Origin of the sequence: Streptomyces sp. Ru73 (assembly GCF_002920575.1) — a bacterium.
In the GTDB taxonomy this organism is placed as follows: Bacteria; Actinomycetota; Actinomycetes; order Streptomycetales; family Streptomycetaceae; genus Streptomyces.
In genome coordinates this window covers 124,712-142,959 of the sequence record NZ_PQSQ01000002.1, presented here as the reverse complement: position 1 = coordinate 142,959, position 18,248 = coordinate 124,712, and the positions used below count along the sequence as shown (strand labels likewise).

General features: G+C 72.7%; 12 protein-coding genes and 1 pseudogene. All 13 read left to right on the top strand.

The window, feature by feature from the left end; translation table 11 throughout:
* The first annotated feature begins 29 nt into the window (after positions 1 to 29).
* Entirely contained in the window at positions 30 to 1,388 is a 1,359-nt protein-coding gene (locus C3486_RS01680) for a nucleotide sugar dehydrogenase (RefSeq protein WP_103830698.1), read from the top strand.
* Positions 1,378 to 2,644, top strand: a pseudogene (locus tag C3486_RS01675) (glycosyltransferase family 4 protein). Before C3486_RS01680 ends, C3486_RS01675 begins: the two are co-directional and overlap by 11 nt.
* The gene (locus C3486_RS01670; RefSeq protein ID WP_103830697.1) at positions 2,641 to 4,005 is read left to right on the top strand and encodes a Wzz/FepE/Etk N-terminal domain-containing protein; all 1,365 of its coding nucleotides are present in this window, start codon (positions 2,641 to 2,643) and stop codon (positions 4,003 to 4,005) included. The pseudogene C3486_RS01675 and the gene C3486_RS01670 overlap by 4 nt, the downstream one beginning before the upstream one ends.
* Positions 4,002 to 5,441 (top strand): Wzz/FepE/Etk N-terminal domain-containing protein, encoded by a 1,440-nt coding sequence (locus tag C3486_RS01665; RefSeq protein ID WP_103830696.1) that lies wholly within the window; start codon positions 4,002 to 4,004, stop codon positions 5,439 to 5,441. Before C3486_RS01670 ends, C3486_RS01665 begins: the two co-directional genes overlap by 4 nt.
* A gap of 3 nt (positions 5,442 to 5,444) precedes the next feature.
* On the top strand, positions 5,445 to 7,361 hold the full coding sequence (gene asnB / locus C3486_RS01660) for an asparagine synthase (glutamine-hydrolyzing) (RefSeq protein WP_103830695.1): 1,917 nt from the start codon (positions 5,445 to 5,447) through the stop codon (positions 7,359 to 7,361).
* Positions 7,358 to 9,541, top strand: coding sequence for a bi-domain-containing oxidoreductase (locus C3486_RS01655; RefSeq protein ID WP_103830694.1), 2,184 nt, complete (start codon positions 7,358 to 7,360; stop codon positions 9,539 to 9,541). The genes asnB and C3486_RS01655 overlap by 4 nt, the downstream gene beginning before the upstream one ends.
* Positions 9,538 to 11,532 (top strand): alginate lyase family protein, encoded by a 1,995-nt coding sequence (locus C3486_RS01650; RefSeq protein ID WP_103830693.1) that lies wholly within the window; start codon positions 9,538 to 9,540, stop codon positions 11,530 to 11,532. Before C3486_RS01655 ends, C3486_RS01650 begins: the two co-directional genes overlap by 4 nt.
* A gap of 8 nt (positions 11,533 to 11,540) precedes the next feature.
* A complete protein-coding gene (locus tag C3486_RS01645; protein WP_103830692.1) occupies positions 11,541 to 13,091 on the top strand; it encodes a right-handed parallel beta-helix repeat-containing protein in 1,551 nt (516 codons plus the stop codon).
* A complete protein-coding gene (locus tag C3486_RS01640) occupies positions 13,081 to 14,319 on the top strand; it encodes a hypothetical protein (protein WP_103830742.1) in 1,239 nt (412 codons plus the stop codon). Before C3486_RS01645 ends, C3486_RS01640 begins: the two co-directional genes overlap by 11 nt.
* Before the next feature lie 2 nt (positions 14,320 to 14,321).
* Entirely contained in the window at positions 14,322 to 15,545 is a 1,224-nt protein-coding gene (locus C3486_RS01635) for a glycosyltransferase (RefSeq protein ID WP_103830691.1), read from the top strand.
* Positions 15,542 to 16,798: a class I SAM-dependent methyltransferase gene (locus tag C3486_RS01630; RefSeq protein WP_103830690.1), complete on the top strand. Its 1,257-nt coding sequence runs from the start codon at positions 15,542 to 15,544 to the stop codon at positions 16,796 to 16,798. The genes C3486_RS01635 and C3486_RS01630 overlap by 4 nt, the downstream gene beginning before the upstream one ends.
* Positions 16,795 to 17,589: a glucose-1-phosphate cytidylyltransferase gene (locus C3486_RS01625; protein ID WP_103830689.1), complete on the top strand. Its 795-nt coding sequence runs from the start codon at positions 16,795 to 16,797 to the stop codon at positions 17,587 to 17,589. Before C3486_RS01630 ends, C3486_RS01625 begins: the two co-directional genes overlap by 4 nt.
* Complete coding sequence (locus C3486_RS01620) at positions 17,586 to 18,248, top strand: PIG-L deacetylase family protein (RefSeq protein WP_103830688.1); 663 nt, start codon at positions 17,586 to 17,588, stop codon at positions 18,246 to 18,248. The genes C3486_RS01625 and C3486_RS01620 overlap by 4 nt, the downstream gene beginning before the upstream one ends.

Sequence of the window (18,248 nt, the reverse complement as noted above, 5' to 3'; positions counted from 1 at the left end):
CTGGGGCCTGTCCGGGGGAGGAACGAGGCATGAGAGTAAGCGTCTTCGGGCTCGGCTACGTGGGCTGCGTGTCGGCCGCGTGCCTGGCGAGCATGGGCCACGAGGTCATCGGGGTGGACGTCAACCAGGTGAAGGTCGACCTGGTCAACGACGGCAAGGCCCCGGTGGTCGAGGAGCGGATCGGTGAGCTCATCGCCGAGGTCGTGCGGACCGGAGCCTTGCGCGCCACCCGCGACGTCCGCGAGGCGGTCATGGACAGCGAGGTGTCGCTGATCTGCGTGGGCACGCCGTCGGAGCCCAACGGCAGCCTGTGCACGACGTACTTGGAGCGGGTCACCGAGGAGATCGGCGCCGCGCTGGCCGACCGGACCGCACCGGCCGAGGGCGGGACGGCCGGGCGAGAGGGGCGCGGGCGGCACACCGTCGTGTTCCGCAGCACCATGCTCCCGGGCACCTGCCTGAACCTGCTGGTGCCGATCCTGGAGAAGTACGTCGGCGGCACGGCAGGGGTGGACGTCGGAGTCGCGGTCAACCCGGAGTTCCTGCGCGAGGGCACGAGCGTGCGGGACTTCTTCGACCCGCCCAAGACCGTCATCGGCGAGCTCGACCCGGCGAGCGGCGACGTGGTGGCGGCGCTGTACGGCGGCCTGCCCGGCGAGGTGTTCCGGGTGCCGGTCCCGGTGGCCGAGGCGATCAAGTACGCGGACAACGCCTTCCACGGCCTCAAGATCGGCTTCGCGAACGAGCTGGGCGCGGTGTGCCAGGCGCTCGGGGTGGACTCGCACCAGGTGATGGACGTGTTCCTGGCCGACCGCAAGCTGAACATCAGCCCCGCCTACCTGCGCCCCGGCTTCGCCTTCGGCGGCTCCTGCCTGCCCAAGGACCTGCGCAGCCTGGTCCACGCGGCGCGGCGGGCCGACGTCTCGGTGCCGATCCTCTCCCACGTACTGCCCTCCAACGCCGACCATCTGCAGCGCGCGGTGGAGCTGGTCGAGCGCACCGGCAAGCGCCGGGTGGGCCTCTTCGGGCTGTCCTTCAAGCCCGGCACCGACGACCTCCGCGAGAGCCCGCTCGTCGAGCTGGCGGAGCGCCTCTTCGGCAAGGGGTACGACCTCAAGATCTACGACGCCAACGTGAGCCTGTCCCGGCTGCTGGGCGCGAACCGCGAGTACATCGAGAGCCGGCTGCCGCACCTCGCGCAGCTGCTCGCCGACTCCGTCGACGAGGTGCTCGGACACGCCGAGGTCTGCCTGGTCGGCACCAAGGACCCGGCCGTGCTGTCGGCACTGCCGCACGGCGACGGCGGTCCGGTGCTCATCGATCTCATCCGCCTTCCCGACGCCGACGCGCGCCGGACCGAACCGGGGTACGTGGGCCTTGCCTGGTAACGCACAACACAACGACCGGCCGCGCCGACGCGCGCTGATCCTGGTGGAGAACCTGTCGGTGCCGTTCGACCGGCGGGTGTGGCAGGAGTGCACGACCCTGCGCGACGCGGGCTGGGACGTGCACGTCATCTGCCCGCGTGGGGAGAAGCGGGACACCGAGCCGGAGGCGGTGATCGACGGGGTACGGATCCACCGCTACCCGTTGCGCGCGGCCACCGGAGGACCGGCCGGCTACCTGCGGGAGTACGGAACGGCGCTGTGGCACACGCTCCGACTGGCCCGCAAGGTCGGCCCGGTCGACGTGGTCCACGCCTGCAACCCGCCCGACCTGCTGTTCCTGCCGGCGCTGTGGCTGAAGCGGAGCGGCGCGCGGTTCGTCTTCGACCAGCACGACCTGGTGCCCGAGCTGTACCTCTCCCGGTTCGGCCGCGGCAAGGACCTGCTCTACCGCGCCGTGTGCGCGCTGGAACGGCGGACCTACCGGGCGGCGGACATCGTGCTCGCCACGAACGAGAGCTACCGGGACGTCGCGCTGCGCCGTGGCGGCAAGCGGCCCGCCGACGTCTTCGTGGTGCGCAGCGCGCCCGCCGTCGATCGGTTTCAACCGGTGCCGCCCGAGCCGGAGTTGAAGCGCCGCAAGCCCCATCTGCTGTGCTACCTCGGCGTCATGGGTCCGCAGGACGGCGTCGACTACGCCCTGCGGGCCCTCGCGAAGCTGCGCGACGATCTCGGGCGTACCGACTGGCACGCGGTGTTCGTCGGTTCCGGTGACGCCTTCGACGCGATGGTGGAGCTGTCCCGTCAGCTCGGGCTCGCCGGGCAGGTGCAGTTCACCGGGCGCATCCCGGACGCCGACCTGGTGCGCTACCTCTCCACCGCCCGACGTGTGCCTTTCCCCCGACCCGCGCAATCCGCTCAACGACGTGTCGACCATGAACAAGGTCCTGGAGTACATGGCGATGGGCCGGCCGATCGTCTCGTTCGACCTGCGGGAGGCACGCGTCTCCGCCGGTGACGCCGCCGTGTACGCGCCCGCCGACGACGAGGGCGCATTCGCCCGGCTCATCGCGCAGCTGATGGACGACCCGGAGCAGCGCGCCCGGATGGGCAGGACCGGCCAGGAGCGGATCAACGGGCCGCTCTCCTGGCGGAACTCGCAGGCAGCCCTGCTCGCCGCCTACGCCGCCGCGTGCCCCGAGCACACTGCGGAGCCGGCGGGCCGCCCGGTGCGGACGGGGCGGAGAGCACGGCGTTGAACGAGGACACGATCCGCCTGGCCACGGTCGGGCGGCTGCTCCGCCGGCGGTGGCGGCTGCTCGCCGTCCTCACCGTGGTGGGCGCGCTGGCCGGCTTCGGCACCTCGGTGGTGTTCCCGCCGCGGTACACGGCGTCGGCATCGGTACTGCTGCCGGGGCAGTGGGAGGAGCGCGAGCTGCTGACCCAGGTGGACATCGCGACCAGCTCGTCGGTGGTCGACCTCACGGCCGCCAAGCTCGGCCTGCCGGGCGTCAGCGGCACCGAACTGAGGGAGCAGGTCACCGCCCAGGCCGCCGACGGGAACATCATCACGATCTCGGGCACGGCCGGCACCCCGGCGCGCGCGCAGCAGCTCGCCGACCAGCTCGCCCAGCAGTTCGTCGGCTTCGCCGCGCGCATCGCGGGCAGCGGCGACCCCGACGCGGCCACGGGCACCGAGGCGCTGCGGCAGAAGGTGCTGGAGACCAACCGCCGCATCACCGACCTGGCCGACGCGGCCGATCCCGGGCGGACCGTGGAGGGCGTGCAGGCCCGCACCTCGCTGGAGAAGCTGCGCACCTCCCTGGAAGAGGCCATGACGAAGCTGGACGAGGCCGACCCGGCGAACGACAAGGCCGGCATGGTCGTGATGGGTCCCGCGCCCCGGCCGACCGGTGCGGCACCGCCGACCCGGCCACAGCTCATCGCCGCGGGGGCGGTGCTGTTCTTCCTGCTCGCGGTCGTCGGCCACCTCGTCGCCGTACGGAGGGACCGCCGGCTGCGTACCGAGCGGGAGATCGCGGCGGCGCTGGGCTCGGTGCTCCTCGGCACCGTCGACGTACCCGGTGAGTGGCGCCCGAAGCGGCCGGAGGGCCGGGGCGCGGTGGCCCGGATGCGCCGGTTCCTCGGCCTCGGCATGCGGTGGGACGCACCGGCCTCGCAGCCGTCCGGCGACGAGGCAGGACGGCGGATCCGCTTCCGGCGGGTGTGCGCCCGCCTCCACGACCGGCTGCCGGCCGCCCGGCGGCTGCTCGTCGTCGTACCCGAAGGCGACGAGACCGCCCTCCGGGCCGCCGGGCAGCTCGCCGCCGAGGCCCGGAGCCACTTGGCGCTCCGGGTGGTGGAGGTGCCGGTGGACCGGCCGGTCGTGCCGGACCGCGAGACCGAGTCCGGCGCCCTGGTCGTCCTCAGTGCGGGCAGCTGGACCGCTGAGGAGCTGGCCGGACTCGCCGGGGCGTGTGCGGACGGCAGGCACGAGGTCGTCGGCACCGTCGTCGCGAACCCGGTACCGGCCCGTACGGCGCAGTCCGCCGGCGACCTGCCGGACAACGTCACGCCGGCGCTCGCGGAGCGCCGCCACGCGAGGGGAGGTGCGGTGTGACGACGAGTACGACGTCCGAGCCGCCGGCCGTCGCTCCGCTCATCGACCTGCAGGGGCTGGTGGCGGCAGTACGCAGGCGCCGCCGCCTCTGGTGCTCCCTGGCCCTTCTCGGCCTGCTGGCCGGTGTCGCGGTGGCGGTCCTGCTGCCGCCGGCGCCCGCCGCGGTGACCAAGGTGCTGGTCGCGCACAAGGAGGACCAGCCGAACGACACCGGAACGCTGATCCGCACCGATGTCGAGCTGCTGGGGACCTCCCGGATCGCCGGCAAGGCCCTGCGGGCCCTCAAGTCCCGGGAGAACACCGAGGACTTCATGAAGGACTACCGGGGCACCGGCCTGACCAACAACCTGCTGCAGATCGATGTGACGGCTGACAGCGAAGCGGAAGCGGTGGCCCGGGCCGGGGCGCTGGCCGACGCGTTCATCGCCGACCATGTGCGGCGGATGCGGGAAGCCGCGAAGGCCGAGGCCACGTCCCTGGTCGAGCAGCGTGACCGGATGCGGGACGAGCTCGCCCGGGTCAACAAGGAGATCGGCGGCCGGTCACCGGACAGCGATCCGAAGGCGTCGGCGAGTACCGAGTCGCTCTTCGCCCGCCGGGCCGAGCTGAACTCGCGGATCGCCGACTTCGACCAGCGCGCCGCCGAGGCGCGCACCGGAACTCCCCAGGTCATCGCCGGTACGCAGATCGTGGACGCGCCACGCGTGGTGCGGCACTCGCTGCCCAGGGCCGCCGCCACCGACGGCGCCATCGGGCTCGTCCTCGGGCTGGTCCTCGGCCTCGCGCTGGCCGCGGTCGGCGCGGTGGTGGCGGACCGCCCCGTGCTGCGCCGGGACATCGCCGCGCACCTGGGCGCCTCGGTCATCGCGGAACTGCCCCGCCGCTCCGGCGGGCGGTGGCAGCGCCGGCGGACCCGGACGGCACACGAACGCCTCACCACGACGCTGGCCCGCACCGTGCGCGGCTCGGCGGGACCGGTCTCGCTGCTGGAACTGGGCTGCGCGCGCAGCGCGAACGCGCTCGCCGCCGACCTCACCGCGGCACTGGGCGCCGAGGGGCCGGCGGTCGGCGTCGGCTCGGTGGCGCCCGGCACCGCGTGGACCGACCTGCCCTGCCTCGGCACCCGGACCGTGCTCGTCGTGCGGGCCGGGCACGGCAGCGCCGCGTGGCTGCACACCGTGGCGCGACAGCTGGCCGACCAGCGCATCCCGGTGATCGGTGTGGTGCTGATCGATCCCGACCCGCGGGACCGGACCGACGGCACGCTGTGGGACGGAGCGCACACCGCGCTGCGGGGCCACGGCGAGCCGATGGCCCGGCAGAACGGTGGCGGTACCTCCCACACCGTTGAGGCAGTGGGCGAGGGCCGGCCGCGGACGGAGCGGCGGCCGAAGCACGCCGCGCGCGTCCCGGACAACGAGCAGGAGGTGCGGTAGGACATGTGCGGCATCGCAGGAACGTACCGGTGGCCGGACGGCAAGGCCGTGACCGACCGGCTCACCGACACCCTCGCCCACCGCGGCCCGGACGGGGCGGGCCGGTACAGCCACTCCGCCGGTGACGGCGAGGTGCACCTCGGGCACCGCAGGCTGGCCATCATCGACCTGTCCGGGACCGGCGCCCAGCCGATGGTCTCGGACGGCCTCGCCCTGACGTACAACGGCGAGCTGTACAACGCGCCCGAGCTGCGTGCCGAACTGGTGGCCGCGGGGGTGCGCTTCCGCGGCACCTCCGACACCGAGGTGCTGCTGGAGGCATGGCGGCGCTGGGGCACGGACTGCCTGCCCCGGCTGCGCGGCATGTTCGCGTTCGGCGTCTTCGACGAGCGCACCGGTGAACTGGTGCTGGCCCGCGACCAGTTGGGCATCAAGCCGCTGTTCCTGCTCCGGCGCGGCGAGGGCCTGGTGTTCGCCTCCGAGCTGAAGGCGCTCGCCACCGCCACCGGCGGGCCGTTGGAGGTGGACCACGCGGCGCTGGTGGCCTCCCTGCTGTACTACTGGGTGCCGGACTCCCGCTGCGCGTTCCGCGAGGCGGAGAAGCTGCCGCCGGGAAGCTGGCTGCGGATCCGGCCCGACGGCCGGGTGGAGCGCGGCCGGTACTGGGACCTGAAGGAGGTCGCCGCCGAGGGCCGGGAGCGGGCCCTGGCCGGCGAGCAGCCGGACCTGGCCGCCGTCGTCGAGGAGTCGACCCGGCGCCACCTGCTCGCCGACGTGCCCGTGGCGACCTTCCTCTCCGGGGGCCTCGACTCCAGCTGGCTGACCGCGCTGGCGGCCCGCCACCGGCCCGGGATCTCCGCCTACACGATCGGCTTCCGTGCCGAGGACGCCAGGTTCGAGGCGATGCCGGACGACCTGCGCTACGCCCGGCAGGTGGCCGGGCGGTTCGGCGTCGACCTGCACGAGATCGAGATCGCCCCGAACGTGCTCGACCTGCTGCCGCGGATGACGTACCACCTGGACGAGCCGATCGGCGACCCCGCCGCGATCAACACCTTCCTGATCTGCTCGGCGGCCCGGGAGGCGGGGGTCAAGGTGATGCTCTCCGGCATGGGCGCCGACGAGCTGTTCGCCGGGTACCGCAAGCACCTGGCCAACCTGATCGCCCTGCGCTACCAGCGCGTCCCGCGCCCCCTGCGGCGCGGTGTGTCGGCGGCCGTCGACCGGCTGCCGGTCGCCACCAGCCGCCGGGGGCTGCGGTCCGTGCGGTTCGCCAAGCGGTTCCTGTCCTTCGCCGAGCTCCCGGAGGAGACCGCCTTCCGGCGCAGCTACACCATGTACGACCGGGACGAGCTGCTCGCGCTGGTCAACCCGGACCTGGCCGGCACGGTCGACGACGTGCTGACGGAACACGCGGACACCTACGAGGACAACGACCTCGACGACTTCGTCAACCGCATGTGCCTGACCGACGCCCGGATGTTCCTGCCGGGCCTGAACCTCGCGTACACCGACCGCTCCAGCATGGCCGCTTCGACCGAGGTGCGGGTGCCGTACGTGGACGTCGAGGTGGTCAGGGCGGCGTTCACCTTCCCCGGCGATCGCAAGATCGTCGGGCGGCAGGGCAAGGCCGTCCTCAAGGAGGCGGCCACCTCGATCCTGCCGAGGGAGATCGTGTACCGCCCCAAGGGCCTGTTCAGCGCCCCGCTGCGGGCCTGGATGAGCCGGGACCTGGCACCACTGGTGCGCGAGGTGGTCAACGACGGCGAGCTGGTGCGCTCCGGACTCCTGCGCCGTGAGGCGCTGGCCCGGATGGTCGCCGAGGACGCCGCCGGGCAGCGGGACAACTCCAAGCATCTGTGGCATGTGCTGACCCTCGAGCACTGGTATCGGGGCGCGACTTCTGGGGAGAACGCGTGAAGCAGGTAGTACAGAACTACAAGAGCGGCGAGCTGACGGTGCTCGACGTTCCGGTGCCGGGGTGCAAGCCGGGCGGTGTGCTGGTCCGCAGCGCCTACTCGCTGATATCCACCGGCACCGAGCTGATGAAGGTCTCCGAGGCCGGCATGTCGATGGTCGGCAAGGCCCGCTCCCGCCCCGACCAGGTGGCCAAGGTCATGCAGAGCGTGGCCACCAACGGGGTGCCCGCCACCTACCGCAAGGTGATGGGCAAGCTGGACTCCTACACCCCGCTGGGCTACTCGCTGTGCGGGGTGGTCGAGCAGGTCGGCGCCGGGATCGACGACGTGAAGGCCGGCGACCTGGTGGCCTGCGCCGGCAACGAGCACGCGCTGCACGCCGAGCTGAACTGGGTGCCGAAGAACCTCTACACCCCGGTGCCGGACGGCCTCGCGCCGCGGCACGCGGCCTTCGGCACCGTCGGATCGATCGCACTGCAGGGCGTCCGCCAGGGCGAACCGCAGCTCGGCGAAGTGGCGCTCGTCATCGGCCTCGGCCTGATCGGGCAACTGGTGGTGCAGCTCCTCACCGCCTCGGGCGTACGCGTCGTCGGGGCCGACCCCGACCCGGCACGCTGCGAGCTGGCCGCGCGCCTCGGCGCCGCGGCCTGCGGCGATCCCGCGTCCGCTGCCGTGGAGACCGCCGTCGCCGAACTCACCGGCGGGCACGGCGTCGACCAGGTGTACCTGGCCGCCGGCGGCGGCAGCAATCAGCCCGTCGAGCTGGCCGCCAAGCTGAGCCGGGACCGCGGCCGCGTCGTCGACATCGGCAAGTGCCGCCTCGACCTGCCGTGGAACGCGTACTACGAGAAGGAACTGGACGTACGGTTCTCCCGCTCGTACGGACCCGGGCGCTACGACCCCGAATACGAGCTGGCGGGGCGCGACTACCCGATCGGGTATGTGCGCTGGACCGAGCGCCGCAACCTGGCGTGCTTCCTCGACCTCCTCGCCCGCGGCAGCGTCGACGTCGAGCCCCTGATCTCCCACGTCGCCGACTTCGACGACGCCGTCGAGACGTACCGGCGCCTGAAGAACGGCGAGTTGAAGGCCGTGGCGGTGCTGTTCCGGTACCCCGAGCAGGCGGGGACGACGGAGGAAGCGGCGGCCCCGGCGGTGACCGTGCCCGCGGTGCGGCGTACCGGCTCCGCCCCCGTCCGGGCCACCACGTCGCCGGTGCGGCTCGCCTTCATCGGTGCCGGGAACTACGCCACGTCGATGCTGCTGCCGCACCTGGCACAGCGCGACGGCGTCGAGCTGTCGACCGTCGTCACCACGACGGCGCTGTCCGCGGCCAACGCGCAGCGGAAGTTCGGCTTCGCCGGGGCGACCACCGACCTCGACGCCGTGCTCGGCGACAAGACCATCGACGCGGTGTTCGTCGTCACCCGGCACAGCTCGCACGCCGAACTGACCCGGAAGGCGCTGCTGGCCGGCAAGGCCGTCTTCGTGGAGAAGCCCCTGGCCCTCACCGAGGACGAGCTGGCAGGCGTGCTCGCGGCGGTGGAGGAGTCCGGCAACGACCGGCTGCAGGTGGGCTTCAACCGCCGGTTCGCGCCGCTGCTGACCGAGGCCAAGCAGCGGTTCGGCGTCCGGACCGGCCCGGCGAGCCTCCGCTACCTCATCAACGCGGGCCGCCTCGACCACGGCAGCTGGTACCTCCGGCAGGGCACCGAGGGCACGCGGTTCGCCGGCGAGGGCGGCCACTTCATCGACACGGCGAGCTGGCTGCTCGACGCCGACCCGGTGTCGGTGTACGCGACCGCCCCCTCCGGGAACGAGGACCTGCAGATCGCGCTGCGCTACCCGGACGGGTCCACCGCCACCCTCAGCTACGTCACCTCCGGTCCGGCCGGCTTCCCCAAGGAGACGCTGGACCTGATCGCGGACGGCCGCGCGCTGCGGCTCGACGACTTCGTGCGGGCCTCGGTGTACGGGCGCAAGCGGTGGGTCAGCTCGCGGCTGCCCAAGGCCCGGGACAAGGGCCAGAACGCCGAGCTGGCCGCGTTCGTCAAGGCCGTGCGGACCGGCGACCCGATGCCGGTGCCGCTGGAGTCCCTGGTCGCCACCACCGCGGCCACCCTCGCCGTGCAGACCGGCCTGGCCAGTGGCGCGCCGGTGACGCTGGAGCCGCCGCGATGACCATGAGTGCGAGCTGGTACCTGCGGCGGCTGTCCCGGATGGGGCCGCAGGAGGTCGCGGGCCGGGTCGGTGACGCGGTACGCAGGCGGCGGTGGCGGTCGGCTGTGCCGGACGGCCCGAGCGTGGCCGGTGCCCGGTTCACGGTGGTGCTGCCCGCCGGGACGGCTGCGGCCGTACCCCCGGACGCCGCGAAACGTCTCCTCGCCGAGGCGGACCGGCTGATGTGCGGGCACGCCGAGTTCTTCGGGGTGGTCCGCGACGACCTGGTGGACCCGGACTGGTGGTACGACCCGAAGACCGGGCGCCGGGCGCCGTGGGGCTACGCCTTCGACGTGCCGTACCGGGACGAGGAAGCGGTCGGGGACATCAAGCAGATCTGGGAGTTGTCCCGGCACCAGTACCTCACCGTGCTCGCCGCCGCCTACGCGATCACCGGGGACGAGCGGTACGCCGAGCGGGTGGCCGCGCACCTGCGGTCGTGGTGGGCGGCCAACCCGCCGCTGCGCGGCGTGCACTGGATCAGCGGCATCGAGCTGGGCATCCGGCTGCTGTCGTGGGTGTGGATCCGCCGGCTGCTCGACGGCTGGCCGGGCGCGGCCGGGCTGTTCGAGGAGAATCCGGTGGCGCTGCACCAGATCTGGCACCACCAGCGCTGGCTGGCCGCCTTCCCCAGCCGGGGCTCCTCGGCGAACAACCATGTCATCGCCGAGGCCGCCGGGCAGTTCGCCGCGGCCTGCGCGTTCGACTGGTTCCCCGCCTCGGCGCGCTGGCGGGCCGACGCGCTGCGGTCGCTGGACCGGCACCTGCGCGGCAACACCTTCCGCTCCGGCCTCAACCGCGAGCTGGCCACCGAGTACCACGGCCTCGTACTGGAGCTGGGCCTGGCCGCGCTGGCCGAGGCCGACGCCGCCGGCGTGCCGGTCCCCGCGACCGTACGCCTCGTGCTGCTGCGCATGACCGACGCGCTCGCCGCCGTCGTGGACAGCAGGCTGCGGCCGCCGCGCCAGGGGGACGCGGACGACGGGCACGGTCTGGTCGTGGACGGCGCGGGCACCGACCGCTGGGGCTCGCTGCTGGCCACCGGGGACGCCGTGTTCGGCCGGCTCGGCTGGTGGCCCGAGGTCACCGGCACCGATGTGCGCACCCCGCTGCTGGCCGCGCTCATCGAGCCCACTGAGCTGTCCGTGACCCGGCCGGCGAGCCGTCCCGGGCACTTCGCCGACGCGGGCCTCACCCTCCTGCGCGGTCAGGGAAGAACGGGCGAGATCTGGTGCCGCTGCGACGGTGGCCCGCACGGCTTCCTGTCCATCGCCGCGCACGCCCACGCGGACGCGCTGTCCGTGGAGGTCCGGCACGACGGGGTCGACGTGCTCGCCGACCCCGGGACGTACTGCTACCACGGGCAGCCCGAGTGGCGGCAGTACTTCCGGTCCACCCTCGGGCACAACACACTGCAGCTGGACGGCGCCGACCAGTCCGTCTCCGGCGGCCCCTTCCTGTGGACCCGGCACGCCACGAGCCGCGTCCTGGCCGCGGACACCTCCGGCGCGTCCGGCGGGGGTACGGCCCACTGGTGCGCCGAACACGACGGCTACCGGCCCTCCGTGCACCGCCGCCGGGTGGAACTGACCACCGTGCGTGGGGAGCTGCGGGTGCTGGACGAGGTGCGTACCTCGCACCGGGCCGCGGTGCACCTCGCGTTCCACCTCGGCCCCGCGATCACCGCGGACCTGACGGGCAACCGGGCGGTGCTCACCTGGAGCCGGGACGGCGAGGAGCGCTCCGCGGAACTCGACCTGCCCGGCGAGCTGAACTGGCGGGCGCACCGCGGCGAGACCGGCCCTTCCCCCACCTCTTCGGGCAGGGCATACCCCGTGCTCGGCTGGTACTCCGCCGGCTTCGGGCGCAAGGAACCCGCCACCACGCTCGTCGGCACCGGCTTCGCCGACGGCGTGGCGGGCTTCACCACCGTCCTCAGGTTCCGCGGCTAGGGGGGCGCGTGGGGAGCACGACACGGCACTGGGCGTGGGCGGCGGCACCGCTGACGCTGGCCCTGCTGGCGGCGGCCGGCTGTACGAGCACGCCGGAAGCGCCGACGAGGGCGACCGGCGCGCCGGCCGCCTCCGGGGCACCGGCCACGTCCGTGGCCCGGGTCTGCGACAGGCCGGCGGCCGGCCCTGTGAAGGCGCCGGCGGGCGCGGTCACGGTCGACCCCGCGGTGGTCGGTGACCTGACCGCGAAGACCAGGAACAGCCCGCCGCACACCACGTTCTGGCTCCGGCCGGGCACGCACAGGCTCGACCCGGACCGGTACGCGCAGGTCGTCCCGAAGGAAGGGGACCGCTACCTCGGCGCGCCGGGCGCGGTGCTCGACGGCCGGAAGAAGAACCAGTACGCGTTCGGCGGCGATGCCCGCGACGTCACCATCCGCCATCTGACCGTGCAGGGCTTCGCCGCGCCGCAGGACGAGGGCGTGGTCAACCATGACTCGGCCGACGGCTGGGTCATCGAGCACGCCGTGATCCAGCACAACTCCGGCGCCGGGCTGATGGCCGGTGCCCGCCAGCGCGTCCGTGCCAGCTGCCTGCGCGGCAACGGCCAGTACGGAATGAACGCGTACAAGTCAGGCGGCCGCATCGGCGGCCTGGTGGTCGAGGGCAACGAGGTCGTGGGCAACAACACCGGCGACTGGGAGCGCCGGCGGAAGGGCTGCGGCTGCACCGGAGGCATCAAGTTCTGGGCCGTCGACGGTGCCGACGTGCGCGGCAACTGGGTGCACGACAACCGCGGCACCGGGCTGTGGGCGGACACCAACAACAACGACTTCCGCATCGAGAACAACGTGCTCGAAGCCAACGACGGTGCCGCGCTGATCTACGAGACCAGCTACAACGCGGTCATCCGGCACAACACGATCCGGCGGAACAACTGGGTCGAGGGCCGCCGGGCGGCCGACCGCGGCGACACCTTCCCGTTCGCCACCGTCTACCTGTCCGAGTCCGGCGGCGAACCACGGGTCACCGCACGCACCGACAAGATCGAGATCTACCGGAACGTGCTGGCGGACAACTGGTCCGGGATCACCCTGTGGGAGAACGCCGACCGGTTCTGCAACAGCCCTGCCAACACCTCCTCCGGCGACTGCACCCTGCTGGTCCGGGACACCGAACGCTGCGCGAAGCCGGCCATCGCCAGAGCACCGCTCTACGCCGACTGCCGGTGGAAGACCCAGCGGGTGGACATCCACGACAACCGCTTCGTGCTCGACAAGTCCGTCGTCGGGTGCACGGTGAAGTGCGACCGCATGGCGGTGCTCGCCAACTACGGCACCTACCCGGACTGGTCGCCGTACCAGGGCGAGCGGGTGGCCGAGGCGATCACCCGCACGCAGCACAACCGCTGGCACCGCAACGTCTACCGCGGACCGTGGAAGTTCGTCGTCCAGGACCCGAGCCAGGTCCTCGACTTCGTGGAGTGGCAGAGCACGCCGTACCAGCAGGACGCGGGCAGCACCTTCCGCGTACGGGCCGGTGGTCGAGATGCGCGCTGACCACACGCCGAAGGGCGTCGGAATCGTCTGGGGGCTGCTGGTCCTCAACACGCTCGGCTCCGCCGGCGCGAAGACCATCGTCCCGCTGCCCCGCTCCCTCATCCAGATGGTCACGATGGGCGCGCTGGCCGTCGCGTTCGCGCTGGCCCTCGTGCTCAACGCGCGGCTGCGCATCAGGCCCAGCGCCTTCGTCCTCCTGCTCACCCTGCTGCTGGTGACGAGCGTCCTCTCCAGCGCGCACCTGGAGTCCGGGTTCGGCGCGCTGTTCCGGTGCGCCCGGCTGGCCCTCTTCGTCGGCACATTGTGGCTGCTCACCCGCTGGTGGGACGGCGGTACGACGTTCGTCCGGCACCACATCCGGATGTACTTCGCGGTGCTCGGGTCGGTGGCCGCGGGCCTGGTCATCTCGCCGGGCGCCGCCCTGCCCGACCTGTACGGCGGCCGGCTGGTCGGCGCGTTGTGGCCGCTCACGCCGCCGCAGATCGGCCAGTACGCCGCGGTCATCACCGGGCTCACGGTGCTGCTGGTACTGGGCCGCCGGACCGACCGCAGGAGCGCGGCGGTGATCATCGTGCCGTCACTCGTCCTGCTCGCGCTGACCCATACCCGTACGGCCACGGTCGGCCTGCTCGCCGGGCTGGCGCTGGCCATCGGCTCGCTCCTCCTGACCAGCGCGGCAGCCCGCCGGTTCTTCACCTGGGCGGTGGTGTGCGCCGTGGTGGCGGCGGTGGTGTTCAGCTCCGCGCTGGAGGCGTGGTTCCTGCGCGGGCAGAGCCAGGAGAACTTCTCCAACCTCACCGGGCGGGCCAAGGTCTGGGACGCCCTGCTGGCGGCGCCCCGGTCGACCACCGAGCGGCTGTTCGGAGTGGGCCTGGGCGACAAGTCGTTCGGCGGGCTGCCGATCGACAACAGCTGGCTGGCCGTCTACCAGGAACAGGGCCTGACCGGCGTGGTCCTGGTGGCGGCGGTCCTCCTCGTGCTGGGCGCCGTCGCACTGCTGCGGCCGCCGTCGCTGTCGAGGGCCTGCGCGATCTTCCTGATCAGCTACTGCGCGATCGCGTCGTACACCGAGGCAGGGCTGGGCGACGCCTCGCCGTACCTGCTGCACCTGGCCGTGGCCGCCTCGCTGCTGGTGGCGCCCGCACCCGCCGCGGCCGAGCCCCTTCCCACGCCCGAAGGCCCTCGACGACGCGTCCAGCGCCGGGCCCAGAGATCGGAGGTGATCTGAGCATGCACGTCCTCGTGGTGCACAACCGCTACGCCTCGGCGCAGCCGAGCGGGGAGAACAAGGTCGTCGACCAGGAGGTGGCGCTGCTGCGCGACGCCGGCCACCGGGTCGAGGTGTTCGAGCGGCGCAGCGACGACATCGCCGCCCGGTCCCTGCCGGGCAAGGCCGCGGTGCCCCTGCTCGTACCGTGGAACCCGGCGGTGCGCACGGAGCTGGCCGCCCGGCTGCGCGCCACGCGCCCCGACGTCGTGCACGTCCACAACGTCTTCCCGCTGCTGTCGCCCGCGGTGCTGGCCGCCTGCGCCGACGCCGGCGTGCCCGCCGTCGCCACGCTGCACAACTACACCCAGGTCTGCCCGCCCGGCACGCTGCAGCGGGACGGCCGGCCGTGCACCGAGTGCGTCGGGACGAAGGCGGCACTGCCCGCCGTCCGGCACGGCTGCTACCGGAACTCCCGCCTGGCGACGGTGCCGCTCGCGGTCAGCCTGTCCGTCAACCGGCGGCGCTGGTGGTCCGGCGTGACGCGGTTCCTCTGCATCTCAGCGGCGCAGCGCGACGTCCTGGTACGGGCCGGCATGCCGGCCGAGCGGCTGGCGGTGAAGCACAACTTCGTACCGGAGCCGGGCGTCGTCCGCGCGGGCGGGGGCGAGCACCTGCTCTACCTCGGCCGGCTCGCCGAGGCCAAGGGCGTACGGCTGCTCATGGCCGCGTGGGACCGGCTCGCCGCTGACGGCGGAGTGGGCGTGCCGCTCGTCATCGCCGGCACGGGCCCGCTGGAGGCCGAGGTGACCGCCTGGGCCGCGGGCCGGGACGACGTGCGGTACGTCGGCCTGTACGACACGGACCAGTGCCGAGGAGCCCTCGCGCGGTCGGTCGCCGTGCTGGCTCCCTCGACGTGGCTGGAGGCGTTCGGCCTGGTGGCCGTGGAGGCGATGGCGGCCGGGGTCCCGGTCGTCGCCGCCGGGCACGGTGCCTTCGCCGAACTCGTCGAGGACGGGGTGACCGGGCTGCTGCACCGGCCGGGCGAGGCCGCCTCGCTCGCGTCGTGCATACGCCGGATCACGGCCGACGCGGCACGCAACCGGGAGATGGGACGGGCGGCCCGGCGCCACTACGAACAGGGCTTCAGCCCGGCCGTCGGGCTGGAGCGCCTGGTGGAGGAGTACCGCACCGCGATCGCGGGTCGGGAAGCAATGGGGACGGAAACCATGGGGGGCAGTAAATGACACGATGCCGACTCTGCGGCTCGGCGGCGCTGGCGAGCGTCGTCGACCTCGGTGCGACGCCACCGTGCGAGAGCTTTCTCGCCGCTGACCAACTGGACCGGCCGGAGCCGGCGTACCCGCTGCACCTGCGGGTCTGCACCGACTGCTGGCTGGCGCAGATCCCGCCGCTGATCACGCCGGAGGAGACGTTCAAGGAGTACGCGTACTTCTCCTCGTACTCGACCTCCTGGGTGGAGCACGCCCGCACGTTCGTCGCCGACGCCGTGCAGCGGGTGGGGATCGATACCGAAGGCACCGATGGCTCCGGCGCCTTCGTGGTCGAGGTCGCGAGCAACGACGGATACCTGCTCAAGCACGTGGTGGACCGGGGGATCCGCTGCCTCGGCATCGAGCCGTCGGTGAACGTCGGCGCGGCGGCGCGGGAAGCCGGTGTGCCCACGCTCACGGAGTTCCTGAGCCCGGAGACGGGCGCGGCCGTCCGTGCCGAGCACGGTCCGGCGGACCTCGTCGTCGCCAACAACGTGTACGCGCACATCCCCGACGTGGTCGGGTTCACCCAGGGGCTGCGCTCCCTGGTCGCCGACGACGGCTGGGTCTCCATCGAGGTGCAGCACCTGCTGACCCTCATCGAGGAGAACCAGTACGACACGATCTACCACGAGCACTTCCAGTACTACACGGTCGCGTCCGCGATCCGGGCGCTGGCCAGCGGCGGACTCGCCCTCGTCGACGTGGAGTTGCTGCCCACGCACGGTGGTTCCATCCGGCTGTGGGCCCGGCCCGCCGAGGTCGCGGGCGAGCCGTCGCAGCGCGTCACCGACGTGCTGGCGAGGGAGAAGGCCGCCGGGCTGCAGGAGCTGTCCGGCTACAGCGAGTTCGCCGCGCGGGTGGCCAAGGTGCGCCGCGACCTGCTCACGTTCCTCATCGAGGCCGCCGAGCGCGGCGAGACGGTGGTCGGCTACGGCGCCCCGGGCAAGGGCAATACGCTGCTCAACCACTGCGGCATCCGGCCCGACCTGCTCCCGTACACGGTCGACCGCAACCCCTACAAGCACGGCAGGTTCACCCCGGGCACCCGCATCCCGATCCTGCCGCCCGAGCGGATAGCCGCCGACAGGCCGGACTACGTCCTGGTCCTCCCGTGGAACCTGCGGGCCGAGCTGGTCGAGCAGCTCTCCTTCGTCCACGAGTGGGGCGGCCGTCTGGTCTTCCCCATCCCGGAACTGAGCATTGTCGAGGTCAACAAGTCATGAAGGTCGTACTGTTCTGCGGCGGTTACGGGATGCGGATGCGCAACGGTGCCTCCGACGACGTGCCCAAGCCGATGGCGATGGTCGGCCCGCGACCGCTGATCTGGCACGTCATGCGCTACTACGCACACTTCGGGCACACCGAGTTCATCCTGTGCCTCGGCTACGGTGCCCACCACATCAAGGACTTCTTCCTCAACTACGAGGAGACCACGTCCAACGACTTCGTGCTGAGAGGCGGCCGGACCGAGCTGCTGTCCACCGACATCTCGGACTGGACGATCACGTTCGCGCAGACCGGCATCGAGTCACCGATCGGGGAGCGGCTGCGCCGGGTGCGGCACCACCTGGACGGCGACGAGATGTTCCTCGCCAACTACGCCGACGTCCTCACCGACGCCCCGCTGCCGGAGATGATCGAGAACTTCACCCGGCGCGACGCCGGTGCGTCGATGATGGTGGTACCGCCCCAGTCCTCGTTCCACTGCGTGGACCTGGGCGAGGACGGCCTGGTGGGCGGCATCACCGCGGTGAGCGAACTGCCGCTGTGGGAGAACGGCGGCTACTTCGTGCTCCGCCAGGAGGTCTTCGACCACATCCCGGAGAACGGGGACCTGGTCGCCGACGGCTGCGCCCAACTGGCCAAGCGCGGACGGCTGGTGGCGCACCAGCACCGCGGCTTCTGGAAGCCGACCGACACGGTGAAGGAACGGGCCGCGCTCGACGCCGCCTACGCCAGGGGCGACCGCCCGTGGGCCGTGTGGGAGCGGGACGGCGCGGGGGTGAGCGCATGATCCGGCTCGGTACCGGGCGGCTGGACCGGATCGTCACGGTGGGCGCGCACTGCGACGACATCGCCATCGGCGCGGGCGGCACACTGCTGACGTTGTGTCACGCACGGCCGGGCATCCGCATCGACGCACTGGTGCTCTCCGGCGGTGGCACCGAACGCGAGCAGGAGGAGGCGGCCGCGCTCGCCGCCTTCTGCCCGGGCGCCGACCTGCGGCTGACCGTGCTCAAGCTGCCGGACGGCCGGCAGCGGGCGCACTGGGACGAGGCCAAGACCGCGGTCGAGGAGCTGCGCGCGCGGACCGACCCGGACCTGATCCTGGCCCCGCGCACCGACGACGCGCACCAGGACCACCGCGGCCTGGCGCAGCTGATCCCCACCGCGTTCCGCGACCACCTCGTCCTCGGCTACGAGATCGTCAAGTGGGACGGCGACCTCGGCCGCATGGCCGCGTACCAGCCGCTGTCGCCGGAGACCGCCGAACAGAAGGTGCGGCTGCTGCAGGCGCACTACCCCTCGCAGCGGCACCGGCCCTGGTACGACCGGGAGGCCTTCCTCGGCCTCGCGCGCATTCGCGGCATCGAATGCCACGCGCGCTACGCCGAGGCGTTCGCCGTCACCAAACTCACTCTCGATCTCGGCACCTTCACCCAGGGGGAATGA